Here is a 22549-nt window from a genome sequence, read left to right as displayed (position 1 = left end):
AACGCTTGTTTGCTGAAGCTCCTTGTTTCCGAGCCGGCCGCCGCGATCCGGCGTTATCGAGCCAGGTCGATCAGGATCTTGAGCTGTTCGCCGGCCGGGTCGAGCAGGGCGTCGAAGCCGTCGGTGACGGCCGCGTCGAGCGTGATCTTGCGCGTCACGACCTTGTTCGCCGGCAGCAGGCCGGAGCTGATCAGGCGGATGACGCGCGGCCAGTAATGGGTGGGATAGGCCCAGGAACCGCGAATATCGACATCCTTGAAGGTGACCTGGAACCAGTCGAGCGGGTTCTCATGCGGGTGCAGGCCGGTCTGGACCACCACGCCCTGCTTGCGCACGGCGTCGAGGCAGGCCTTGAGCGCATGCTCGTTGCCCACGCATTCGATCGCCACGTCGCAGCCGACATTTCCTTCGCTGAGATCGCGCACGACCTCGCCGGGATTGTCACGCTTGGGGTTGATGGTAACGAGATCGGGCAGTGCCGCCTTGGCGAAGGCGAGGCGCTTATCGTTGATGTCGGAGACGAAGAGCTGGGCCGCGCCGGCGGCCCGGGCCGCCAGCAAAGTAAGCAGGCCGATCGGGCCGGCGCCCGTCACCAACACACTCGAGCCGGCGGTGACGCCGCCGCGGTCGCAGGCATAGACGGCTACCGCGCTTGGCTCGACCAAGGCCGCCTCCTCGTCGCTGAGGGTGTCGGGGATCTTCTGCACATTGTAGTCGTTGAGCAGGGCATAGTCGGCCATGCCGCCCGAAACCCAGCTCAATCCGGCAAGGGCGAGCTGGGGGCTGAGGTGGAAGAGGCCGCGGTCGGCGAAATAGTCGCCCGAACGCGGCATGATCAGCGGCTGCACCGAGACCCGGTCACCCGGTTTCACCGCGTCGACGCCTTCGCCGACCGCCTCGACCACCCCGCCGAATTCATGGCCGAGGATCTGCGGGCCGCTGGCGCCGCTGAAGGGATGCGGCTCGACCGGAATGAAGATGGGGCCATAGGCGTATTCGTGCAGGTCCGTGCCGCAGATGCCGACGAAACGATTGCGGATCAGAACCTGTCCGGGCGCCGGTTGACCCGGCTTGGGCAGTTCCTCGAGCCGCAAATCCTTGGCGGCATGAAATCGCAGGGCCTTCATCCTTGTCTTCCTCCCCTGTTGCATGGTGTTGGGCAGGAAGAGCAATCGCCGTGCCAACTGGCGGAAGCCGCGGCCTGGTGCGGTTTCAGGCCGCTTGGATGCGCATCACCGTTGCACGGCGCGCAACGGATGCCACAGCTGTGGCAGGGCCGTTGCAACAGGTCAGTTGCGGTGGTTCAAGCCATGGCGTTTGATCTGGCGATGCACTGTGGAGCGGTCGACGCCCAGGCTGCGAGCCGCCTGTGACACGTTCCAATTGCAACTGGCGAGCACGGCCTCGAGAGCGCCCCTTTGCGTATGCGGCTCCTCGCTCCTCTGCGGCAGCGCCCGCCGCATGAGGGCTTCCGGCAGGTCGCCCACCTCGATGACGCCATTGTGGCAGAGCACCGCGGCCACCGAGACCACATTGTCGAGTTCGCGGATATTGCCGGGCCAATGATGGGCCTTGAGTGCGAGCAGCGCTGCCGGTGTAACCGCCAGCGCCTCACCGTTCATGCGGTGCTTCACAAGAATCTTGTCGAGTAGCCAGACGAAATCGGAGCGCTCGCGCAAGGCGGGCAGCACGAGCGTCGCGGCATTGAGCCGGTAGAGTAGGTCCTCACGAAAGCCGCCATCCCTGGCGAGTGCTTCGAGCGGCCGGTTAGAGGCGGAGACCACCCTAATGTCCAGCGGCTTGGCGCGTGAAGCGCCCACCGGTGTCAGCTCCCGTTCCGACAACACCCGCAGGAACCGGCTCTGGAGCGCCAAAGGCATGTCGCCGATCTCATCGAGGAAGAGCGTGCCGCCATTGGCCTCCTCGATCAGCCCGATCCGTCCCCGTGGAGCGGCACCGGTGAAGGCGCCCGGCAGGTGGCCGAACAATTCGCTTTCGATCAGCGGCTCGGGGATCGCCGCACAGTTCACCGCGACGAACTTGCCGGTCCGACCGCTCGCCTCATGGATGGCGCGGGCCAGATATTCCTTGCCCGTGCCGGTTTCGCCCTGGATGAGGATCGAGACCGGCCTGGGTGCGAGCTTGGCGACCTTGGCCTGCAAGGCGGCGAGCTGGCCGTCGCCGCCGCTCAGATTGCGCAGCGAGGCGGGAATATCGTGGCGTGCCCCTGCCGGCGAGCGCACGGCGATATTGGGCTCGATGGCATGGGCGAACAGGGCATTGCCGTCGCGTGCGAAGACCAGGCGATCCTGCGGGCGATGCTGGCGTGTCAGATCGGGCAGGTCGTCGATGTCCATGTCGAAGAAGCGTGACAGGGGTTGCCCGATCAGGGCCTGCGGGTCGCGCCAGTCGAGATTGCCCGAGCGCGCCAGCACCTTGGCGCCGCCATTGGTCATGCCGATGATGCGGCCGGAACCGTCGATGGCGATGCCGGCTTCCGGGTCGACATCGAGAAATTCCGGGGAGCGCGAGAAGCGCAGCACCCATTCGCGGCTCGATTGCGCCATCAGATTGGCGAGCTCGATGCGCCGCACCGTGGCCGAGACGAGATGCAGTGCCAGGTTCTGGCTGGCCTTCTTGATCGGCGAGGAGAGCAGGGAGATGTCGAGCACCGCCGAAAGCCCGCCCTGGATGTCGTAGATCGGGGCGGCGGTGCAGGAGAGCGGCGTGTGGGTATTGTCGAAATGGTCGGTCTGATGGATGGTCAGGGCCTCGCCGGCCTCGATGCAAGCACCGACGGCGCAGGTGCCGGCCCGCGACTCAGACCATTCCGACCCCATATAAAGGCCGGCCTTGCGCAGATTGTTGTCGAACAGCGGGTCGCCGTAGAAATCCACGGTCACGCCGGCCCTGTCCGAGAGCAGCAGCACATAGTTCTGTCCCGCCACCTGGCGGAACAGGCTTTCGAGGCCCGAGCGGGCGATCGCGATCAGTTCTTCCGATTGCTGGCGATGCTCGCGCAACTGGGTATCCGGCACGATATAGGCCTCGCAGGCCTGGGCCGGGTCCAATCGGTGCTTGTTGATGCAGCGCAGCCAGCTTTGCACCACCGTGGCGTCGCGGATGGTTGCCGCGCCCAGGCCGACGCTTTCGATCTCGCGGATATGATCGACATGCGAAGCCATGAGAAGGTTCGGCCAGCCTCCCTTGGAATTGTGTTTCTTGACCCATCCGGATCAGAAGCCACGTCTTGCTTGGATCTCGCATGGAACGGGCCAGCTCGATCGAATTCTCCCTCGCTACCTCCGAGGTGCTGATCCGGCAGTGTGCACTAGTGCCGGCGAATGTAAACCGTCTTGGGACCTAGGGCCGTCAGCCATGGGCTGCGAGCAGCGCCAGCAAGCGGTCGCAATCGATGGTGATGCGCCTGGGGTCGACATTGGTGACGCCCAGCAACAGGCCGGCGCGCCGCGCTCCCTTGTACCAGGGTGAAAGCGGTACGGGAGCGATCCCAAAGGGCAGGGCCTGGTGGGAGACGGCAACATCGTCGATCGTATCGGGTAGGTCGAGCAGGACGGCGAGGCCTCCATTGGCATGCACCTTCATGCCGGGACCGATGCGCGTGGCGAGACAGGCGGCAAGGGCGTCGCGCCGGGCAGCGTAGAGGCGTTTCATCCGGCGCAGATGCCTGAGATAATGCCCTTCCGCCAGGAAGCTCGCCACGGCCCGCTGGATCGAGGCCGCCGGCGCTGGTGCGAGAGCGGCGGCGACGTCGCCGAAACGGGCGGCCAGTTGCGGCGGCACCATCAGGAAACCCAGGCGAAGCGCCGGGGTAATGGTCTTGCTGAAGGTGCCGGCATGCAGGACCCGCCCCTGGAGGTCGAGCGAGGCTAGGGCCGGGGCCGCCCGTCCCCTCAATTGCAATTCGCTGAGATAGTCGTCCTCGATGATCCAGGCCTGGCGGGCCTGCGCCCATTCGAGCAAGGCGCGGCGGCGTTCGAGCGACAAGGTAACGCCGAGAGGCGACTGCTGGCCGGGGGTGACCACTGCAAAGGCGGCGTCGGGCGCGAGGCGAATGCCGGCGGCGACGTCGATGCCGTCCCGATCGACCGGGACCGGCGTGACCGCGACCCGGGCCTGTTCCAGGGCGAGGCGGGTCAGGATGAAGGCCGGGTCCTCGAGCCAGGCCTGGCGACCGTCGAGCCCGAGGGCGCGCAGGATGAGGCCGAGGGCGCCGGCATAGCCCGATGTCACCAGGATCTGGCCCGGCTCGCACTGGATGCCGCGCGCCAGGGCGAGATAGGCGACGATCTCGCGCCGGAGTTCGATATGGCCGCGCGGGTCGGGATAGCTCACCGCCGCTGCGGCGGCGGTGCGGGCGCTGCGCGCCATGATGCGCGACCATAGCGAAAAGGGAAAGGCATCCTGCGCCGGCACGCCCATCTGGAAGGTGGCGGGCGGGCGCTCGAAATCGGGAAAGAGGGCCGGCAGGGGCGTGGCTTCCGGCAGCCTGTCCACCGCCTCAGGGCGGCCTGCCTTGTGGATCACGCGCGTGCCGGCTGCTCCCATGCCGGCGATCAATTGCTCGTCGGCGAGCTTTTCATAGGCCACGCGCACGGTGCCGCGGGCGACGCCGAGCTGGGCCGCGAGATCGCGCCAGGACGGCAGCCGCACGCCATTGGCCAGCCGGCCGTCGAGAATGGCGGTAGCGATGCTGCGATGGATCTGCACGGCCAGCGGAGCCTGGGCGGCGCGATCGATGCTGATCTTGAAAGGCTCGTTCATGCGTCCGGACGGTACAGTATTTCCTGTAGTTCTTGGTGCTTTTTTATGAGCCGAAAGAGAGCGATGTTCCGGTCACCGCAAGACAGGAACCAAGATGATGATTTCCAAAGCCTTTCTGCTCGGTATGGGCATTGCCCTCGCCGTCACCCCGGTGCTCGCCCATTCGCCGCAATCCAAGTCCGGTGGGGCCAGCGCGGGCCCCGTGTTCGAGCAGGCACTCCCCAACGTGCCTGGCAAGACCATGACCAGCGTCCTCGTGCGCTATGCTCCCGGAGGCAAGTCGTCCGCGCATACCCACTCCAGGACGGCCTTCGTCTTTGCCTATGTGCTGTCGGGCTCGATCCGCAGCCAGGTGAATGGCGGGCCGGTCAAGGTCTATCGCGCCGGCGAGAGCTGGTTCGAGGAGCCGGGAGCCCACCATCAGGTCAGCAAGAATGCCAGCAAGAGCAGGCCCGCCTCGCTGCTTGCCGTCTTCGTCGCCGATACCGGTGACCGCAACCTCACCGTCTATGATCAGGAGAAATGAAATGGCCCCGCGTCTCGACTACAACGCTGCCGCTCCCGCCGGCATGAAGGCCCTGGGCGGCGTCTATGGCTATGTCAGCCAGAGCCTGCCCCGCATGCTGGTCAATCTGGTCTATCTCAGGATCTCGCTGATCAATGGCTGCGCCTATTGCATCGACATGCATTCGCGTGACCTGACCAAGGATGGCCTGCCCCAGGAGAAGCTGGTGCTGGTGCCGGTCTGGCACGAGGCCGGTGCCCTGTTCAACGAGCAGGAGAAGGCGGCATTGCGCTGGGCGGAGACGGTGACCAGGGTGGCCGAGACCGCCGTGCCCGACGCGGAATTCGAGGCCGTACGGACGGTGTTTTCCGAAAAGGAAGTGGCCGACCTCACCATCGCGATCGGCCTGATGAACGCCTATAACCGCCTGGCCATCAGCTTCCGCAACACGCCGGCTGCGGTAAGGGCGATAGCATAAATTGCGCCAAATATGTTATCGTGGCGGGAAAGGAGAACCGCCATGAACGTATCGCTCGGCTCGCGGTGGGAAGAATTCGTCAATACGATCGTTCGAGAAGGCCGCTATGGCTCGGCCAGTGAGGTAGTCCGGGAAGGACTCCGTCTCGTTGAGGAGCGTGAAGCCAAGCTGCAGGCGCTCCGCGACATGGTGAATGCCTCCATCGACGAGGGAGGCGATCTTTCCGATGATGAAATCGGCAAGGCTCTCGATACCGCCGCTGCTCGACTGTCAGCCGAAGAGGCTTGAGTGAGGCGGCTGGTCTACACGCAGGCTGCCGCTAGGGACTTGATCGCTATTCAGGCCTATATCAGCCATGAGAGCGGGAGTGTGGCACTGGGGCGCCGGTTCACGGAGCATTTGCGCCAGCAGTGCCACAAACTCGCGACCTTGCCCGGCACCTTCGGCCGGGCTCGGCCCGAATTGCGTCCCGACCTTCGAAGTTTCGCTTTCCGAAATTACGTGATCTTTCTACGCTACCGAAGTGATCGCCTCGAGATCATCAACATCATCGAAGACCATCGCGATATCGAGGCGCTCTTCGATAAGGGAGGCGGCGTACCGTGAAGTGATGGCACGATAGCGGTCGCCGCATTTCTCTCAGAACGGCAGCTTCATCCCCGGAGGCAAAGGCAGGCCGGCCGTGATCGAGCCCATCTTTTCCTGAGTCAGGCGGTCAGCCCGGCCACGCGCATCGTTGTGGGCGGCGAGGACGAGATCCTCGACGATTTCCTTCTCCTCGGCCTTGAGCAACGATGCGTCGATGTCGACGCCCTTCATCTCGCCCTTGGCGGTGAGGCGCACCTTGACCAGACCGCCGCCGGCCACGCCCTCGACTTCGGTCTGTTCCAGTTCGGCCTGCAGGGTCTGCATCTTGGCCTGCATGGCCTGCACCTGCTTCATCATACCCATCACGTCTTTCATGGGAGCTCCTGTTCCTGTGGTCAGATATCGTCGGCCGAGTAGGGCGCAGCCTCGTCTGCATCATCGGGATCGCCGCCATCATCGGGTGCCGGCGGCAGGGACTGCGTCTCGACCGGGGCGTTGTCCCGGATGTCGACGATCTCGGCGCCGGGAAAGCGTTCCATCACGGCCCGCACGAAAGGATCGGCGCGGATGCCCGAGAGCACGGCCGCCTGCCGGGCTTCGGCGAGCTCGCGCAGGGTCGCCTCGCCCTTTTCCGACGACAGTACCACCAGCCAGCGCTTGCTGGTCCAGTCCGACAATTTGCGCGAGAGATCGTTGACTAGGCCCTGGGGCGAACCAGGCTCGAGGGCGATGTCGAGGCGGCCGTCGGCGAAGGCAACCAGTCGCACGAAACGCTCCAGAGCCAGTTTCAGCGGCAGGTCGCGCTTTTCCATCGCAAGGGCGACGATCTCGGCGAAGCTGGCGAGCGCGCGGCCCGGCTGCGCTGCCGAGGCCGGCTCCGGCATCGGGGTACGCTGGGGTTGCGGCTGGAACTGGGCCTGGGTGGCGGCCGTGATCAGCTGCGCCCGCGGCGCTGTCGGAGGGGACGCCGGCGGCGGCGAGGCAGGCCCGCGCGAGGGCAGGACGCCGCCGCTCTCGCCGAGTTGGCGGATGAGATCGTCCGGCGAGGGCAGATCGGCAGCATAGCACAGGCGCGCCAGCACCATGTCGGCGGCGGCTAGCGGCTTGGCGGCGGTCTGGATCTCGGGAATGCCCTTGAGCAGCATCTGCCACTGGCGCGTCAGCACCTTGATCGAGAGCTTGCCGGCGAGCTCGGAGCCGCGCACCTTCTCGATTTCGGTGGCCGAAGGATCGTTGGCGGCAGCCGGCGAAATCTTCACACGCGTGACGAAATGGGTGAATTCCGCCAGTTCCGACAGCACCACCGCCGGATCGGCGCCCTGGTCGTACTGGGCGCGCAACTCGTCGAGGGCCGAAGCGGCGTCGCCGCGCATGATCGCCTCGAACAGATCGATCACGCGCGAGCGATCGGCAAGGCCGAGCATGGCACGCACGCTCTCGCCGTCGATCGTGCCGCCACCATGGGCAATGGCCTGGTCGAGCAAGGACAGCGAGTCGCGCACCGAGCCCTCGGCGGCCCGCGCGATCATCGCCAGGGCGGCCGCGTCGATCGAAACGCTTTCCTTTTCGCAGATCGCGCCGAGATGGCGGGCGAGCAGACCGCTGTCGACGCGCCTGAGGTCGAAGCGCTGGCAGCGCGACAGGATGGTGATCGGGACCTTGCGGATCTCGGTGGTGGCGAAGATGAACTTTACATGCGGCGGCGGCTCTTCCAGCGTCTTTAAAAGGGCGTTGAAGGCCTGCGTGGTCACCATATGGACTTCGTCCATGATGAGGACCTTGAAGCGCGCCGAGACCGGAGCGTAGCGCACGCCGTCGGTGATCTCGCGAATGTTCTCGATGCCGTTATGGGAGGCGGCATCGAGCTCCATCACGTCGATGTGGCGGCTGTCGATGATGGCCTGGCAGTGTCGGCCGAGGCCCGGCATGTTGATGGTCGGCTTGCCGCCGCCCTCCGGCGGCTCGTAATTGAGCCCGCGCGCCAGGATGCGCGCCGTGGTGGTCTTGCCGACACCGCGCACGCCCGTGAGCATGTAGGCTTGGTGGATGCGGCCCGTCTCGAAGGCGTTGGACAGGGTTCGCACCATCGCGTCCTGGCCGATCAGGTCATCGAAGGTCTGGGGACGGTATTTGCGGGCGAGAACGCGATAGGGCTGGGTATCGGAGGGCGTCGTGTTCGCGTCTTCCATCAATTCCCCCGAATCCCTCGAAGGGGCCACCTGTACGATCCGCCGTTCCATGAGGTAGGAGGTTGGACGAAGACCCGCAGCGGTCTCGTTGGGGCTGCTTCCTTCCGGACCTGACCCGGTTGGCGAGTGTTGCGTCCACCGCCAACCTCCCGCCGCGTATATGGGCCATCGGCGCGCGAATGACAAGCGGAGGCGCCAAAAAACCTCACAGGCCGCAAAATCTCGGTTGGGCGGCATATTTCCTGTAAAAAGCGCCAAGATTTTTTTGAAAAAAGATTTGGGCTTTTTAAAAAGGGCTTGGACTTTGCCGCGCGAGCGACTATCTAGAGATACACAAATCGTTCGGGGCTGGCGTCGATAGTACGAGCCGGCTCTAGTGCAGATGCACTTTCAGTCGAACATCGAGCGAAGCGCTCGTTCGCCCTAACGATGGAAATGCCTATTCCGGTACCAAGAGCCAAGGTGGCGATCTGCCGGAGTGTGCTGCTGCGCCCGACGCAGGCGGAACCATGGTTTTCCTGACCCGTGCATTGACTGATGTGATGCAATGGCCATGACGAAGGTTCGCTGTCGCTTCGCGAGATTGCGCATGTTTATAGCGGAGAATGAGATCAATCTATGAGGCAGGGACAGCAAAAGCGTATGCGTGGCCGTTCACGCGGCGGCAAGGGTCCGAACCCGCTGAGCCGGAGCTATGAGTCGAACGGCCCCGACGTGAAGGTTCGTGGAACCGCCGCCCATATCGCTGAAAAATACGTTCAGCTGGCGCGCGATGCCCAATCCTCCGGCGACCCGATCCTGGCCGAGTCCTATCTGCAGCACGCCGAGCACTATTTCCGCATTATCGCGGCGGCCCAGCCGCAGTTCACCAGCGACCAGACCTTCGGCCATGGTGCCGAAGACGAGGAAGAGGGTGACGATGCCGATTTCGATGGCCCGATCCCCTCGATGCCGCAGGGCTTCGGTACGCCGGCGAATCAGTTCGGCGGCTCCCAGGGTTTCGACGAGCAGCCGCGCCTGGTGCAGCCGGGACGTGACCGCAATTTCGGCGAGCGCAGTGAAGGCGGCCAGCCTTATCGCGAGCGTGAGCACCGCTTCCGTGACCGCAATGACCGTTTCAACGGCGAGCGCGGCCCGCGTGAGGAACGCCAGCCGCGCGAAGACAGGCAGTCCCGCGAGGACCGGCCCTACCGCGAGGATCGCCAGCGCGATCGTCAGTTTGACGGACAGGCCAATGGCCAGGCGGCCGAGGGCGAGGGAGCCGGCGAGCCGCGCTTCAATCAGCGTCATGGCCGTCGTGACCGCCGTTTCGGCGATCGTGGCGATCGTCCCTTCCGTGACCGCGCCAATGCCGGCGACGGGCCGCTCTTCAGCGAGCGCGGGCAGGGCGAACGTGGCGCGTTCCAGCCGGCGCCGGTGGTTCCGGTCGACCAGCCCCAGCCGGATCTGCATGACGATCATGCCCTTTCCACCTTGCCTTCCTTCATCACCGGCACGCCGGCGCTAGCTCCGGCACCTGCCCCGGTGCCAGTTCAGGCTGTTGCCGCACCGGTAGAGGCGGCCCCCACTGCCGCTCCCGTAGTGGTGGAAGCGGAGGCCGAAGTTGCGGCTGCTCCGCGTCCGCGCAAGCGCCGTGTCTCGAAGAAGGCTGCCGCTGCAAGTGAAACGGCTGAGGCGAGCGCGGAAACCGCGAGCGAATAGGCGCTAAATCGATCGGTTTTACCTGATCAGCCGGCGGCCCTGCGGGGCCGCCGGCTTTTTTATTGTCGACGGGTTGAACTCATGCACGGCCCCCGCATATTGAACTCAGGTTCTATTTATCGCCTCCTGGGTAATGCCGGGCGGGCATGGGCGGAACCAGCGCAGGAAACGGTCTTTGCCGTTTGACGGAATCGCCGGGAAGCGCAAAGACGCGTCGAGATGAAGAGTTGGGGCAAGGCGCGTTCAGCCCCGAACGCGCGGTCTGCACGGTTGTGGTTCTGAGGCGGGATGTTGCAATGTTGGCTCGCTTGCAAAAGTTGATACGCAGTTTTGCGCCGGGCGGCCCGGCCAGGCCACGCTACGTCTTCGACGAGACCGACCACCGTGTCGCCGCCGCCGGGCTGCTCGTCTATGCCATGAATGTGGACGGGGTCGAGAGTCCGGCCGAGAAGACGCGTGTGGCCGCACTGCTTCAGGAGCGCTTTTCGCTCGACGAGGACGAGACCCGTGCCCTGCTGGCGGCGGCGGGAGAGCGCAATCGCGATGCCCTCGATTTCAACGATTTCACCGGCGTGGTGAAGCGGGCCTACAATGTCGATGGGCGCCAGCGCATTGTCGAAATGATGTGGGAGATCGTATTCGCCGATGGCGTCCTGCACGAATTCGAGGACAATCTCGTCTGGCGCGTCGCCGAGGCCCTTGACGTGCCGGCAGTCGCGCGCACCACGATCCGCAGCAAGGCCGCCGCCCAGAACAACGTGCTCCTGCCGGAAGCCGGCGAGTGAGCCGCCCGGTCGCCTTGGTCACGGGCGCATCGAGCGGCATCGGCGAAGCACTGGCCCACGCCCTGGCCGAACAGGGTGAGGACCTCATGCTGATCGCCCGGACGCAGAGCGAATTGCTGCGCGTCCAAAGTGAGATCGCGACAGCCACGGGGCGCTTCGTGGCGGTTGCTGCCCTGGATCTCGAGCGCGCCGATGCAGCCGAGGCCGTCAAGGCCGTGTTGCGTGACCAGGACCTCAGCGTGCGGCATCTGGTCAACAATGCCGGCTTCGGCCTGGCGGGCGACATGGCGGATCTGCCGGTATCCGGCCAGGTCGGCATGGTCGATCTCAATTGCCGCGCCTTGCTGGCGCTGACGCTCGCCTTCCTGCCCGAGATCCGCGAGAACGAGGGCGGCGTGCTCAATGTCGCCTCGGTTGCCGGCTTCACGCCCGGGCCTGGCCTTGCCGTCTATTATGCCAGCAAGGCCTTCGTGCTGTCGCTGACACGGGCGCTGGCTTTCGAGGAACGGGAGAGCGGCATCCGTGTCTGCGCTCTCTGCCCCGGTCCTGTGCCGACCCGCTTCGGCGCCCGGGCGGGGGTCGGCAAGTCGGGTGTCATCGCCATCACGCGCCCGCTTTCGGCAAAGGATGTTGCCCATATCGGACTCGCCGGCTATTTCGGACGTCGTACCGTGGTGGTGCCGGGCATGATCCCGAGGTTGATGGTTGCCATCCTGTCGGTCCTGCCGACGCGGATGGTGCTGCCGATCCTCGCTCGCGCCCAGCGGCAGAGGCGGCAGAAATAGTGCCTTTCGCCCGGGGAGCGCTTCGTCATGAAGCGGTGAACGGTCTGTGCGAAGGGGAGATATGCGAAACCCTTCCTTGACTTCCCTGGCGTGAGACGCCAGTTTCCGGCTCCTTTCGTCGTCATTTGGACACCCATGCGCAGCTATCTCGATTTTGAAAAACCAGTGGCCGAGCTCGAGGCCAAAGTCGAGGAACTGCGCGCGATGGGGGAGTCGGGTGACGCAGTGGCGATCGGGGACGAGATCCAGCGGCTGGAGGCCAAGGCGAACCAGGCGCTGCGCGACCTCTATGCCCAGCTCACGCCCTGGCAGAAGACCCTGGTGGCCCGCCACCCCGAGCGCCCGCATGCCAATGACTATATCGCGGCCCTGATCGAGGATTTCACGCCGCTTGCAGGCGACCGCAAGTTCGGCGACGACGAAGCCATCATCGGCGGTTTCGGACGCTTCCGTGGCGAGGCCGTCTGCATCCTCGGCCATGAAAAGGGCTCCGACACCGAAAGCCGCATCCGTCATAATTTCGGCATGGCACGGCCCGAAGGCTATCGCAAGGCCGTACGCCTGATGGAAATGGCCGATCGATTCGAATTGCCGGTGATTTCCTTCGTCGACACGGCCGGTGCCTATCCGGGCATCGATGCGGAAGAGCGCGGCCAGGCCGAGGCGATCGCCCGCTCGACCGATGCCTGCCTGGGGCTGGGCTCGCCCAGCGTCGCCGTGGTCATCGGCGAAGGCGGTTCGGGCGGTGCCATCGCGGTAGCGGCGGCGAGCCGGGTTCTGATGCTGGAGCACTCCATCTATTCGGTGATCTCGCCGGAAGGCGCGGCTTCCATCCTCTGGCGGGAAGCCAGCAAGGCACAGGATGCCGCCAACAACATGAAGATCACGGCACAGGATCTCCTGAAGTTCGGCGTGATCGATGCCATCATTCCCGAGCCGACCGGCGGTGCCCATCGCCTGCCCGAGAAGGCGATCGAGACCACGGGCGATTTCATCCAGAATTCGCTGCGCGATCTGTTCAACCAGTCCCGCGAAGCCCTGATCCGGGCGCGCCAGGACAAATATCTGATGATCGGCCGGAGCCTGTAGGGCGCGGGCGGCCATTCACGCGTCATTGCGAGCGTAGCGAAGCAATCCAGGGCCACGAATATCGGCTGTCGCTCCTGGATTGCTTCGCTACGCTCGCAATGACGTTGCCAAGGCGTTTCCGCCTCACCCCCTTAGCGCCGCTGCCGGCGATTGCCGGTAGGCCAGTAAGGCGGGGACCAGGCCGAGCAGGGCGGCAAAGCCGGCCAGCAGGGCAGCCAGGCCGAGATCGGCCCGCGTGAAGGCCACCGGCAGAACCATGCCGCTCCAGCTCGTCACCCAGCCCGATATGGTCAGGGCTCCGAGATAGCCGAGCGCGAAGCCGGCTCCGATGCCGAGCGCCAGCAGGACGAAGAGTTCGGACCAGACGATGCTAAGAACGGTCAGGCGCGGTGTGCCGAGCGCCCGGAGCGCGCCGATCTGGCGCCGGCGCTGGCCGACATGGATCACCGTCACGAAGATCAGGGCTGCCGCCACCAGGAACTGGGCGCCGGCCGCCACTGCCACCAGCACGGTGCGGGCGTCGCCGAGCGTGGCGTAGAGCCGCGTCAGCACCTCGGCCGGGAAGACGGCGAGTGCGCCCTCGCCGCGATAGGCCTGGCGCAACTTGTAGGCGTCGGCGATCGTGCGGGGCTTGACGAGCAGGGCCGGGACACCGGCGGCGGTGTTGGCAAAGCTCTCGTCGAGCGGAGCCGCCGCATCGATCGCGCCTTCATGCTCATGCTCCTCATGCCCGGCTTCGCCATGCTCGGCGCCATCGGGCTTGGGGCCCTCATGCTCGGCATGGGCATCGTGATCCGCCGTTTCCTCGGCATGGCCAAGCCCGTGCAGATGCCAGACGGCCTGGATCGGCACCAGGACTGCCTTGTCCCAGGCGGTATGGCTCGGCTTCAGGCGCCCCACCACGGTGTAGGCGAGTTCGGTATGGGCATGGCCCCCTTCCTCGGCCATGCCGTGCGAGGGCTTGATGCGGGTGCCGATGGGGATTCCGGAGGCAGCGCCGACCACCGCCTCGCCTTCGGCGGCGAAGGCTCTACCTTCGGCAAGGCCGTCGGACAGAGCGTTCACCAGGGCTGTCGTAGTGCCGACGATCGGCTTGCCCTGATAGGAATCGCCGAAGCCGATCGGGGCGACCCAGGCGACGTGCGGATCGGCGGCGAGTTTGCGCAGCGTCTCCGCCGGCATCAGCGGCAAGGGTGAAGGCTGCAGGAAGACGGAGGAGAGCACCAGCTGGGTCTCGCTGCCGGCGGCGCCGATGACGAGGTCGAATTTGTCGGCCGCACGGGCGCTGCCGAGGCGCATCGCCCGCTCCTGCAGCACCACGCCGACGCCGAGCGCAGTGGCCAGCGCCACCAGCAGCACCACGGCCAGCGCGCCAGGCCAGACGCGGCGCAGATCGGCGAGGATGAAGCGGATCATGCGGCCTGCGCCCTTATTTGCTCGTCCGATGCGATGCGGCCGGCGGCGAGCGTCAGCCGCCTTGCCAGCCGGCTGGTGAGTGCAGTGTCGTGTGAGACGACGATGAGCGTAGAGCCTTCCGCGCCGGCGAGCTCGATGAGGAGGTCGCCCACGACGGCGCCGCTCGCGGCGTCGAGGCTCGCGGTCGGCTCGTCCGCCACCAGCACGGCCGGCCGGCGCAGCAGCGCCCTGGCGAGGGCGACGCGCTGCATCTCGCCGCGGGACATGCCGTCGATCGCCTGATCCGGCCTGGACAGGCCGACCCGTTCAAGCAGGGAGCGGCCGCGTTCGATCGTACTCTTGCCGGCCCGCCCCGACAGGCGCAGCGGCAACAGCACGTTCTCCAGGGCCGACAGGCCTGGGAACAGATGGAAATCCTGCATGACCAGGCCGATATTGTGCCCGCGCCAGCGGTCCCTGGCACCCTCCGGCAGCCTGGCGATGTCGGTGTCGCCCCAGCATACCCGGCCTTGCCCGACGCGCTCGAGACCGGTGACGACGTTGACGAAGGTGCTTTTGCCGGAACCTGATGGGCCGGTCACGGCAAGCTGGCTACCCGCCGTGAGGGCGAGCCTTTCGATACGCAGCACCGGGGCGGCGAGGCCGGGAAAGGAGACGGCAATGTCTTCGAGGTCGAGCGCCAGCACCGGATCAGACCACCCAGTAGCGCGCATCGCGCAGGCGCAACCGGCTGAGAAAACCGGTCTCCGGATCTGTCCAGGACCCCATCTCCAGGCGTCCCGACACTTCTATCCGGGTGCCAGGCTGCACGAAGGTCTGCTTCTCGTCGAGATAGATCACCACGATATTGTCAGGCCAGTCCGAGTCGGAGGAGCAGAAGGGGCAGATCGACATCGGGATTTCGGTGAGTACGAAGAAGGTGGCTTCCGCCTTGAGGGGCGGGGCCATGAAGCCGCTCATCACCACGTCCTTGCCGTCGAGTTCCTTGACCTTGGCGGAGAATTCCAGGCCGAGCACGCTGATCTTGCCGTAAAGCTCGGGAAAGCCGAGCGCTGCCGGGGCAGCGAGGGCCGGCGGCGCCAGGAGAAGAGGCGAAAGCCCGAGCAAAGTGAGGATCTGGCGGCGGGGCAGGGTTGTCATGGCATATGTCTCACACCGGCGGGGGACAGCTCTGCTCCTGGGATCGCAGGCGTCTCGCCTGCTCTTGGAACCGGTGACCTCACGGGAAAGAGCAGGCCAGACGCCTGCGATCACAGGAAAGATGTCTTCCGGGCGGCGTGCCGCCCGGAGAAGGTCGTTACTTACTGCATCTGGGCCTTCTGGGCGCCGGAGGCGCCGAGCGCGAAGGCGTCAGCGAGGACGCGATAGACGTCGCTCTCTTCCAGATAGCCCTTGAAGCCTTCGGCGCCCGGGCCGGTGGCTTGCAGCACGATGTCGTCGACGGCGTGGGCGGTGCTGTCGTTGTTGCGCGGGATGTTGCCCTGGACGAAGACGGCGCCGGGCACGTCCTTGTAGGCGGGATTGGCGACATATTCCTTCTTCTCGTTCTGGATGGCCGGCTCATAGGGGCCGTCCAGCTTCGGGCTGAAGGTCTCGTAGTGATCGGGATAGTTCCCGTAGACGACGGCCAGGCGCTTGCTCGGGTCGATCTTGTCGGGATAGCCGTCGCCGTCCTTGTCCTCGTAATTGGTGAAGCCGGCATCGGCATAGATGCCGACCTTTTCGCGCATGTCGGTGCCGGGCTTGCTGTCGTCGACGGTGCCGATCACCGACATGGAGTGGGTGTGGTCGCCGGTGACGACGATCAGCGTGTCGGGATGGGTCTTGGCGAATTCGCGCGCCGCGCCGACGGCTTTGTCGAACTCGATGGTTTCATAGAGCGAGCGCTCGCCATCCTGCGCATGCGACATCTTGTCGATCGAGGCGGCTTCCACCATCAGGAAGAAGCCTTCCGGGTTCTTGGAAAGCTGGTCGAGGGCCGACTGGGTCATGTCGACCAGGCCGGGCTGGTTGGGGAACTTGCCCACCGTGCCCTTCTTGAGCAGGTTGCGGTCGAGCGCCACGTCCATGTTGCCGGTATGGAACAGGCCGAGAATCTTGCCGGTATTGGTGCCGGAAGCCGCGGCGAGGCTGTCCTTGTCGGTGGCCAGCGTGTAGCCGGCATCCTTGAAGAGCTGGATATAGTCCTTGTCGTCCTTGCGCTTAGAGCCGGTGGTCGATTTCGGCAGGAAATAGGCCGAGCCGCCGCCCAGGATGATTTCGGGCTTCACGTCGTAGAACATGCCGACGATCTCGGCCTTGTCGGCGCGCTTGCGGGTATGGGAAACCACGGCGGCCGGGGTCGCGTCCTCGATCTCGGCGGTGGAGACCACGCCGATCGACTTCTTCGACGTGCGACGCAACGCCTCGGCGATGGTCTCGACACGCGGATCGTCCAGGCTGGCGGGCGTGCGGTCGGCATAGACGCCGAGAGCGTTCACCGCCGTCTTGTGGCCGGTCATGTAGGCCGACATCGTGTTGGCACTGTCGGTGGCGATGGCGTCCGTCGACGAGGTTCCGATGAAGGCCATGTGGTCGAGGTCGTCCATGTTGAGGCGGCCATTGGCCTTGCCCTCGGTCATGCCCTTGGACATGATGCGCGCGCCGGTGCGGTTGGCGACCGTCAGGCCGTCGCCGAGCAGGAAGATGATGTTCTTGGCCTTGGGCACGGCAGCGGTGCCGAAGACGTCCCAGGTCACGCTACGGCTCTGCCCGTTGGCCGAGACCTCGACCTTGTAGCTGCCGGGCACGCTGAGGGTGAGACCGCGCAGCAGCACCGCCGAGCCGAGATCCTTGTCGTCCTTGCCCTTTTCGGAGGCGACGAACTCGACGTCCTTGCCGAACACACCCTTGTAGTCCTGCCCGTTGACGGTGACGCGCACATCTTCCGGCTTCACCGTGCCGGCGAACTCGGCCTTGAAGTCGAAGGGCGAGCCGGCCAGGATGGTCGCACGGTCGAGCGGATAGATGCCTGCGGCCTGGCTGGGACCGATCAGCATGGTGGTGACCGCAAGAGCGGCGAGGAGCGTGCGCATGGCAATCCTTTCGCGATGCGAGCAGACTTTGCACTCAGGCGTCTTGCGGTTTGGCGAAGGTGCCGCATTGGCAAAGACGCGTGGAAACAAAGAGCTGGAAGAGAGCGCGTTCCCCCTGAACGCGCTTTGCGTTAGGGATAGCCAGGGCGTGCGACAGGTCCATGACAGTCAGAAGGCTCAGGATCAGGCCGCTTCACACGCAGTATTAGAGGGTGGATCATTGGGACTCGGGGCGACGAAGACTCCATGTCGCATCCCACTGTCCTGCTCGATCCGGGATTTGTCGTCGCCGATGCTTGTCGAGCCGCGAGGAAGTCTATAGGGTCCCCGGCCAGTTTCCGGTGGAAGGCCTCTATCGGCAGGGCGTGGAATCAGGCATTGTGCCGTTAAGAGTCCGTTCACGCTGTTGCGTAACCACGATCGGCCCATGACTTGCGGCGAGTGGTCGTTGACTGTAAATGTCCCTTAGTCTGTATTACTGACTTTGCACGGGTTCACTGGTTCATGACCGCTCACTTCAAGTTGATGCGCAAGATTGCAATGGCCGTGCCGGTTCTTTTGCTGGCGGCTGCCTGTTCCAATCAGAATGGCGCAAGTGTTCGTTCGACTAGCCCGGTGCCGCAGGCCCTGATTGCCGAAATGCAGGCCAAGGGCATGGCGCGTTCCGCACCCATCCTGGTGCGCATCTACAAGAAAGAGTCCGAGCTCGAGCTCTGGAAGCAGACCTCGAGCGGACGTTATGCCCTGCTCAAGAGCTATCCGGTCTGCCGCTGGTCGGGGCAGCTCGGCCCGAAGAAGAGCGAGGGCGACCGTCAGGTGCCCGAAGGCTTCTATGCCGTGAGCATGAGCAGCCTCAATCCGAATTCGCAATACTACCTGTCGTTCGACATCGGCTATCCCAACAGCTTCGATCGCCAGCTCGGCCGGGCCGGCGGCAACATCATGGTGCACGGTTCCTGCTCGTCGCGCGGCTGCTTTGCCATGACCGACAAGCAGGTGGCCGAGATCTATGCCGTGGCGCGCGAGGCGCTGCAGGGCGGCCAGGCTTCGTTCCAGGTGCAGTCGCTGCCCTTCCGCATGACGCCCGAGAACATGGCCCGGAACCGCCGTAACCCCAATATCGGCTTCTGGCAGAACCTCAAGGAAGGCACCGATAATTTCGAGGTCACCAAGCAGACGGTCAAGGTCGATGTCTGCAAGGGCCGTTATGTCTTCAACGGCAATGGCGGTACCGATTGCGGCATCGCTCCCGCCAGCCAGAACGTGGCGGCCGCCGTCTACGAGAAGCGGCGCGGCGACGATGCCAAGGTGACTGCGCTGGTTGCCTCCGGCACCAAGGCCGTCAACTACATCTACCAGGATGGTGGTTCCAACCCGGTGTTCACCGCGCGTGCTGTCGACCAATCGGCGGTGCCCGGCAAGGACCGGCCCTTCAGCTATTCGCGCGTCGACGTGACCGAGGTCGCTCTCAACGACGCGGGCGCTCCGGCAACGGAAGCGGATGCGAATGCCGCTCATCGCGTGACCTATGCCGCGGCCGAAAGCCTGCTCTATTCGGAAGCTGCCGTGGCGCGCAAGCCGATCAAGGGCACTGCGGACCCGAAGGCTGTCGCCAAGCGCCAGGAAGCCGTCTATGCCCGGCTGATGGGCAGCAAGTTCCCGGCTCCAATGCCGCAGAAGCCGGTGGCGGTGGCCGCGGCGCCGGTCTCCTCCAGTGCCCCGGCAAGCCAGCTGGTGGCCTCGGCGGCACCGGACGGTCAGCCCTTCTATGCGCGCTGGCTGGGCTTCGCGCCGACCGAACAGCCGGCTTCCCCGGTGACGGCGATCAAGGTCGACCCGATCCAGACCGGCACGGTGCCTGACACCAAGCCCAAGCAGGGCAAGGCAAAGACGCTGACGCCGGGCAAGCCGATGATGTCCGCGACTGCGTTGCCGGCCGCCCAGATGGCCGAGCTGCCGCCCGCGATCGCCAACCCGCCGACCGAGCAGCCTTTCTACAAGCGTTGGCTGGGTCTTGGCGGTGAGCAGGGCGCCACGGCGACCAACTGACCCGATCTTTCTTGATCGATTGATCCGTGAGCCCTTTCCCGGCATGGGAGAGGGCTCATTCATTGGGGGTGACGAGAGCCGAGGGCTAATCGTCATGCCCATATCCAGGCTTCGGCCTCACCTCGGGTGACAGGCAGTCTCCAACCGTTGCAAAATCAATCTCGCCGCCACCGTTTGGACCCTTGATGCCATGTCGCTCGATGTCGTCGATCTCCGCGACTTCTACTCGACCAATCTGGGCATCGTGGCCGGCCGCCTGATTGCCACCAAGATCCGAGCCCGCTGGAACGATCTTCGCGGCCAGCGCGTTGCCGGCATCGGCTTTGCCGCACCCTATCTCACCATGTTTCGCGACGAGGCCGAGCGCGTCGTCTCCTTCAATCCGGCGACGCAGGGCGTGCTGGAATGGCCTGAAAACGGCCCGCTCGCCGCCGCCCTGGTCGAGGAGACCGAATTGCCGCTGGCGGATGGCTGCCTCGACCGGGTGCTGGCCATCCATCTGCTCGAGGAGGCCGATTCCGCCCTCGATACACTGCGCGAGATCTGGCGGGTGCTGGCGCCCGGCGGCACGGTGATGCTGGTGGCCCCCAACCGGCGCGGGGTCTGGGCACGCTCCGATGCCACGCCCTTCGGCAATGGCCGGCCCTTCTCGCGCCCGCAATTGACCCGCCTGCTGCGCGACGCGCTGTTCTCGCCGGTGAACTGGACGGAAGCGCTCTATCTGCCGCCGATGTTCCATGGCTGGGCGCTGCGTTCAGCGCCCGCCTATGAGCGTTTTGCCGCCCGCTTCGCCTCTCCCTTTGCCGGCGTGCACATCGTGGAGGCCTCCAAGCAGGTGTTCCGCCCGATTACCGTGCGCGCCAAGCGGGCCGTGTCGCCGAAATTCACGCCGGTGCTGCTGCCGAGCCCGGCGGCCGGGCGGGTCGCCGGCGGTCGTGAGCTTGCCACTTTTCGAAAATGAATCAGAAATACTGTCATCCCCGGCGAGCGTAGCGAGGGAAGGGGGCCAGGAGTTAAGGGGCTCGATTTATGGCCCCTGGATCCCCTTCCCTCGGCCTTCGGCCTCGCCGGGGATGACAGGGGAGCGTCCTCAGACAGCATCTCAGCGCCGCCGTAGCAGGAATACCGCCTGTTCCCCGAACAGGTTCCAGAACCACCATGGTGCCCTGACTTGAACCGGCTGGCCGGAGAGCGTCAGCGCCTCGGCCCGTTCGATCACCGCATCGAGGGCGCGTGCCATCTCGACGAAGTCCCGGATCGAGCAGAAATGGATGTTGGGCGTATCGTACCACGCATAGGGCAGGTTGTCGGTCACCGGCATGCGGCCGCGGAACATGATCTGGCTGCGGATGCGCCAATGTCCGAAATTCGGGAAGGAGACGATGGCGCGCCTGCCGATGCGCAGCATGTCCTCCACCACCTGGCGCGGATTGCGGGTTGCCTGCAGGGTCTGCGACAGGATCACATAGTCGAAGCTGTCGTCGGGATAGTCGGAGAGGTCGGAATCGGCATCGCCCTGGATCACGGCGAGACCGCGCCCGACGGCGGCGTTGACGCCGAGCTGGCTGATCTCGATGCCGCGGCCATCGACGCCGCGCGTCGCCTCAAGCAGGGACAGCAATTCGCCGTCGCCGCAGCCGACATCGAGCACGCGGGCACCGGGGATCACCATGTCGCGGATCTGCAGGAAATCGAGGCGGCTGCCCGGCGCGGCCGTGGCGCTGCGCTGGGCCGTCATCGTCCTGGTGTCGCGCGGGCGGAACCCGTTCATGCCACGCCTCGCTCGCGGGCGGCGGCGCCGACGAAGCCGCGCACCATGTCGAACAGCTCGGGAATGTCGAGCAGGAAGGCATCGTGGCCCTTGTCGGTCTCGATCTCGACGAAGGAGACGCGCGCGCCGGCGGCGTTGAGCGCATGCATGATCTGGCGCGAGGCGCTGGTGGGGAAGAGCCAGTCTGAGGTGAAGGATGCCACGCAAAAGCGGGTATGCGTGCCCTTGAAGGCTGAGGCGAGGGAGCCGCCATGCTCGGCGGCGAGGTCGAAATAATCCATCGCGCGGGTGACATAGAGATAGGAATTGGCGTCGAAACGCTCGACGAAGCTCAGTCCCTGGTAGCGCAGATAGCTTTCGATCTGGAAATCGGCGTCGAAGGTGAAGGTGCGCGCCGCGCGGTCCTGCAGGTTGCGGCCGAATTTGCGCTGCAGCGCGTCCTCGGAGAGATAGGTGATGTGGGCCGCCATGCGGGCGACACCGAGGCCCTTGGCCGGGCGGGTGCCTGCCTCGAGATAATGGCCGCCGCGCCAATCGGGATCGGCCATGATCGCCTGCCGGCCGACCTCGTTGAAGGCGATGTTCTGGGCAGTGTGGCGGGCGGCGCTGGCGATGCACAGCGCCGAGAAGACGCGGTCGGGATAGGCGACTGCCCATTGCAGCACCAGCATGCCGCCCATCGAGCCGCCAAGCACGGCGAACAGGCTCTCGATGCCGAGATGGTCGAGTAGCATGGCCTGTGCCCGCACCATGTCGGCGATGGTCACCACCGGAAAGTCGAGGCCATAGGGCTGGCCGGTTGCCGGATTGGTCGAGGCCGGACCGGAAGAGCCCATGCAACTGCCGATCACATTGGGGCAGATCACGAAGAAACGCTCGGTGTCGATCGGCTTGCCCGGCCCGACCAGGGTGTCCCACCAGCCGGCACGCCCGGTCACCGGGTGGATACTGGCGACATGCTGGTCGCCGGTGAGCGCGTGGCAGACCAGCACGGCGTTGGATCTGGCTGAATTGAGCGTGCCCGCCGTGGTATAGGCGATGCGCAGCGGCGCGAAATCGATGCCGCTGTCGAGGCGAAGCGGCCGTTCCGGGCCGAAATCGACGAGCAGGCTGTCATCGGGCTGGTCTGCCTGCTTGCGGGCCAGTTCCGGGAAGCTCGCCCGTAGCTGCTCACCTTCCGACATGCGTCTGCATTTCCCCCGTCGCCCAAGGTCGCTCGACAAGTTCGTTCGATTTGCCGAACGTTTCGTTCGATACATCCTAATATCACGCGCCGAAGCAAGTGCAATGGCATTGCGGATGGCGGCGCTCGTGCGTTTTCGCATCTTCCGGTT

Annotated in this window: 21 protein-coding genes and 1 other RNA gene; 10 read left to right on the top strand and 12 right to left on the bottom strand. The window is 65.3% G+C overall.

Annotated features, from left to right (window positions below; genetic code table 11):
- Window positions 1-53 precede the first annotated feature (53 nt).
- From U1R88_RS24240 to pdxR, 3 genes are all read right to left on the bottom strand, one after another.
- Entirely contained in the window at window positions 54-1127 is a 1074-nt protein-coding gene (locus U1R88_RS24240; RefSeq protein WP_322433561.1) for a 2,3-butanediol dehydrogenase, read from the bottom strand.
- Window positions 1128-1289: 162 nt separating this feature from the next.
- Entirely contained in the window at window positions 1290-3185 is a 1896-nt protein-coding gene (locus tag U1R88_RS24235; RefSeq protein WP_322433560.1) for a sigma-54-dependent Fis family transcriptional regulator, read from the bottom strand.
- Between the two features lie 187 nt (window positions 3186-3372).
- Window positions 3373-4785 carry a MocR-like pyridoxine biosynthesis transcription factor PdxR gene (pdxR, locus tag U1R88_RS24230; protein ID WP_322433559.1) on the bottom strand — a complete coding sequence of 471 codons (1413 nt, stop codon included), beginning with the start codon at window positions 4783-4785 and terminating at the stop codon, window positions 3373-3375.
- Window positions 4786-4882: 97 nt separating this feature from the next.
- On the opposite strand from pdxR, the gene U1R88_RS24225 reads away from it, so the two are divergent.
- From U1R88_RS24225 to U1R88_RS24210, 4 genes are read left to right on the top strand one after another with little or no spacing between them, the layout of a single operon-like run.
- On the top strand, window positions 4883-5311 hold the full coding sequence (locus U1R88_RS24225) for a cupin domain-containing protein (RefSeq protein ID WP_322433645.1): 429 nt from the start codon (window positions 4883-4885) through the stop codon (window positions 5309-5311).
- A 1-nt stretch (window position 5312) separates the two neighbouring features.
- Window positions 5313-5768 (top strand): carboxymuconolactone decarboxylase family protein, encoded by a 456-nt coding sequence (locus U1R88_RS24220; RefSeq protein ID WP_322433558.1) that lies wholly within the window; start codon window positions 5313-5315, stop codon window positions 5766-5768.
- A 42-nt stretch (window positions 5769-5810) separates the two neighbouring features.
- The gene (locus U1R88_RS24215; RefSeq protein ID WP_322433557.1) at window positions 5811-6056 is read left to right on the top strand and encodes a type II toxin-antitoxin system ParD family antitoxin; all 246 of its coding nucleotides are present in this window, start codon (window positions 5811-5813) and stop codon (window positions 6054-6056) included.
- Window positions 6057-6374: a type II toxin-antitoxin system RelE/ParE family toxin gene (locus U1R88_RS24210; RefSeq protein WP_322433556.1), complete on the top strand. Its 318-nt coding sequence runs from the start codon at window positions 6057-6059 to the stop codon at window positions 6372-6374.
- A gap of 33 nt (window positions 6375-6407) precedes the next feature.
- Here the strand turns inward: U1R88_RS24210 and U1R88_RS24205 are convergent, their stop codons facing one another.
- From U1R88_RS24205 to ffs, 3 genes are all read right to left on the bottom strand, one after another.
- Window positions 6408-6731 carry a YbaB/EbfC family nucleoid-associated protein gene (locus U1R88_RS24205; RefSeq protein WP_322433555.1) on the bottom strand — a complete coding sequence of 108 codons (324 nt, stop codon included), beginning with the start codon at window positions 6729-6731 and terminating at the stop codon, window positions 6408-6410.
- A gap of 20 nt (window positions 6732-6751) precedes the next feature.
- A complete protein-coding gene (locus U1R88_RS24200; RefSeq protein WP_322433554.1) occupies window positions 6752-8545 on the bottom strand; it encodes a DNA polymerase III subunit gamma/tau in 1794 nt (597 codons plus the stop codon).
- A 53-nt stretch (window positions 8546-8598) separates the two neighbouring features.
- Window positions 8599-8696: signal recognition particle sRNA small type (gene ffs / locus U1R88_RS24195), an RNA gene on the bottom strand.
- Window positions 8697-9187: 491 nt separating this feature from the next.
- Here ffs and U1R88_RS24190 point away from each other — a divergent pair.
- From U1R88_RS24190 to U1R88_RS24175, 4 genes are all read left to right on the top strand, one after another.
- Complete coding sequence (locus U1R88_RS24190; protein WP_322433553.1) at window positions 9188-10246, top strand: DUF4167 domain-containing protein; 1059 nt, start codon at window positions 9188-9190, stop codon at window positions 10244-10246.
- A 296-nt stretch (window positions 10247-10542) separates the two neighbouring features.
- A complete protein-coding gene (locus U1R88_RS24185) occupies window positions 10543-11031 on the top strand; it encodes a tellurite resistance TerB family protein (protein WP_322433552.1) in 489 nt (162 codons plus the stop codon).
- The gene (locus U1R88_RS24180) at window positions 11028-11816 is read left to right on the top strand and encodes an SDR family NAD(P)-dependent oxidoreductase (RefSeq protein ID WP_322433551.1); all 789 of its coding nucleotides are present in this window, start codon (window positions 11028-11030) and stop codon (window positions 11814-11816) included. The genes U1R88_RS24185 and U1R88_RS24180 overlap by 4 nt, the downstream gene beginning before the upstream one ends.
- Window positions 11817-11951: 135 nt before the next feature.
- Window positions 11952-12905 carry an acetyl-CoA carboxylase carboxyltransferase subunit alpha gene (locus U1R88_RS24175; RefSeq protein ID WP_322433550.1) on the top strand — a complete coding sequence of 318 codons (954 nt, stop codon included), beginning with the start codon at window positions 11952-11954 and terminating at the stop codon, window positions 12903-12905.
- Between the two features lie 123 nt (window positions 12906-13028).
- On the opposite strand, the gene U1R88_RS24170 is transcribed toward U1R88_RS24175, so the two are convergent.
- From U1R88_RS24170 to U1R88_RS24155, 4 genes are all read right to left on the bottom strand, one after another.
- The gene (locus U1R88_RS24170) at window positions 13029-14321 is read right to left on the bottom strand and encodes an ABC transporter permease (RefSeq protein ID WP_322433549.1); all 1293 of its coding nucleotides are present in this window, start codon (window positions 14319-14321) and stop codon (window positions 13029-13031) included.
- Window positions 14318-15007 (bottom strand): ABC transporter ATP-binding protein, encoded by a 690-nt coding sequence (locus U1R88_RS24165; RefSeq protein WP_322433644.1) that lies wholly within the window; start codon window positions 15005-15007, stop codon window positions 14318-14320. Before U1R88_RS24165 ends, U1R88_RS24170 begins: the two co-directional genes overlap by 4 nt.
- Before the next feature lie 4 nt (window positions 15008-15011).
- The gene (locus U1R88_RS24160) at window positions 15012-15461 is read right to left on the bottom strand and encodes a hypothetical protein (protein WP_322433548.1); all 450 of its coding nucleotides are present in this window, start codon (window positions 15459-15461) and stop codon (window positions 15012-15014) included.
- 161 nt (window positions 15462-15622) lie between these two features.
- Window positions 15623-17395: an alkaline phosphatase gene (locus tag U1R88_RS24155; RefSeq protein ID WP_322433547.1), complete on the bottom strand. Its 1773-nt coding sequence runs from the start codon at window positions 17393-17395 to the stop codon at window positions 15623-15625.
- A gap of 504 nt (window positions 17396-17899) precedes the next feature.
- On the opposite strand from U1R88_RS24155, the gene U1R88_RS24150 reads away from it, so the two are divergent.
- Window positions 17900-19444: a L,D-transpeptidase family protein gene (locus U1R88_RS24150; protein WP_322433546.1), complete on the top strand. Its 1545-nt coding sequence runs from the start codon at window positions 17900-17902 to the stop codon at window positions 19442-19444.
- 190 nt (window positions 19445-19634) lie between these two features.
- Entirely contained in the window at window positions 19635-20405 is a 771-nt protein-coding gene (locus U1R88_RS24145) for a methyltransferase domain-containing protein (protein WP_322433545.1), read from the top strand.
- Between the two features lie 141 nt (window positions 20406-20546).
- On the opposite strand, the gene metW is transcribed toward U1R88_RS24145, so the two are convergent.
- Window positions 20547-21182 carry a methionine biosynthesis protein MetW gene (metW, locus tag U1R88_RS24140; protein ID WP_322433643.1) on the bottom strand — a complete coding sequence of 212 codons (636 nt, stop codon included), beginning with the start codon at window positions 21180-21182 and terminating at the stop codon, window positions 20547-20549.
- A 29-nt stretch (window positions 21183-21211) separates the two neighbouring features.
- Window positions 21212-22399 (bottom strand): homoserine O-acetyltransferase MetX, encoded by a 1188-nt coding sequence (metX, locus tag U1R88_RS24135; RefSeq protein WP_322433544.1) that lies wholly within the window; start codon window positions 22397-22399, stop codon window positions 21212-21214.
- Window positions 22400-22549 lie beyond the last annotated feature (150 nt).

Origin of the sequence: Labrys sedimenti, from assembly GCF_034424805.1 — a bacterium.
Classification (GTDB): Bacteria; Pseudomonadota; Alphaproteobacteria; order Rhizobiales; family Labraceae; genus Labrys; species Labrys sedimenti.
Note: the sequence above shows the minus strand (reverse complement) of the source record. Positions and strands in the feature narration are given on the sequence as shown.

Coding starts and splice junctions, on each gene's coding strand:
- U1R88_RS24240 (WP_322433561.1), bottom strand. CDS start 1,127: ATGAAGGCCCTGCGATTTCATGCCGCCAAGGATTTGCGGCTCGAGGAA.
- U1R88_RS24235 (WP_322433560.1), bottom strand. CDS start 3,185: ATGGCTTCGCATGTCGATCATATCCGCGAGATCGAAAGCGTCGGCCTG.
- pdxR (WP_322433559.1), bottom strand. CDS start 4,785: ATGAACGAGCCTTTCAAGATCAGCATCGATCGCGCCGCCCAGGCTCCG.
- U1R88_RS24225 (WP_322433645.1), top strand. CDS start 4,883: ATGATTTCCAAAGCCTTTCTGCTCGGTATGGGCATTGCCCTCGCCGTC.
- U1R88_RS24220 (WP_322433558.1), top strand. CDS start 5,313: ATGGCCCCGCGTCTCGACTACAACGCTGCCGCTCCCGCCGGCATGAAG.
- U1R88_RS24215 (WP_322433557.1), top strand. CDS start 5,811: ATGAACGTATCGCTCGGCTCGCGGTGGGAAGAATTCGTCAATACGATC.
- U1R88_RS24205 (WP_322433555.1), bottom strand. CDS start 6,731: ATGAAAGACGTGATGGGTATGATGAAGCAGGTGCAGGCCATGCAGGCC.
- U1R88_RS24200 (WP_322433554.1), bottom strand. CDS start 8,545: ATGGAAGACGCGAACACGACGCCCTCCGATACCCAGCCCTATCGCGTT.
- U1R88_RS24190 (WP_322433553.1), top strand. CDS start 9,188: ATGCGTGGCCGTTCACGCGGCGGCAAGGGTCCGAACCCGCTGAGCCGG.
- U1R88_RS24185 (WP_322433552.1), top strand. CDS start 10,543: ATGTTGGCTCGCTTGCAAAAGTTGATACGCAGTTTTGCGCCGGGCGGC.
- U1R88_RS24175 (WP_322433550.1), top strand. CDS start 11,952: ATGCGCAGCTATCTCGATTTTGAAAAACCAGTGGCCGAGCTCGAGGCC.
- U1R88_RS24170 (WP_322433549.1), bottom strand. CDS start 14,321: ATGATCCGCTTCATCCTCGCCGATCTGCGCCGCGTCTGGCCTGGCGCG.
- U1R88_RS24160 (WP_322433548.1), bottom strand. CDS start 15,461: ATGACAACCCTGCCCCGCCGCCAGATCCTCACTTTGCTCGGGCTTTCG.
- U1R88_RS24155 (WP_322433547.1), bottom strand. CDS start 17,395: ATGCGCACGCTCCTCGCCGCTCTTGCGGTCACCACCATGCTGATCGGT.
- U1R88_RS24150 (WP_322433546.1), top strand. CDS start 17,900: ATGACCGCTCACTTCAAGTTGATGCGCAAGATTGCAATGGCCGTGCCG.
- U1R88_RS24145 (WP_322433545.1), top strand. CDS start 19,635: ATGTCGCTCGATGTCGTCGATCTCCGCGACTTCTACTCGACCAATCTG.
- metW (WP_322433643.1), bottom strand. CDS start 21,182: ATGACGGCCCAGCGCAGCGCCACGGCCGCGCCGGGCAGCCGCCTCGAT.
- metX (WP_322433544.1), bottom strand. CDS start 22,399: ATGTCGGAAGGTGAGCAGCTACGGGCGAGCTTCCCGGAACTGGCCCGC.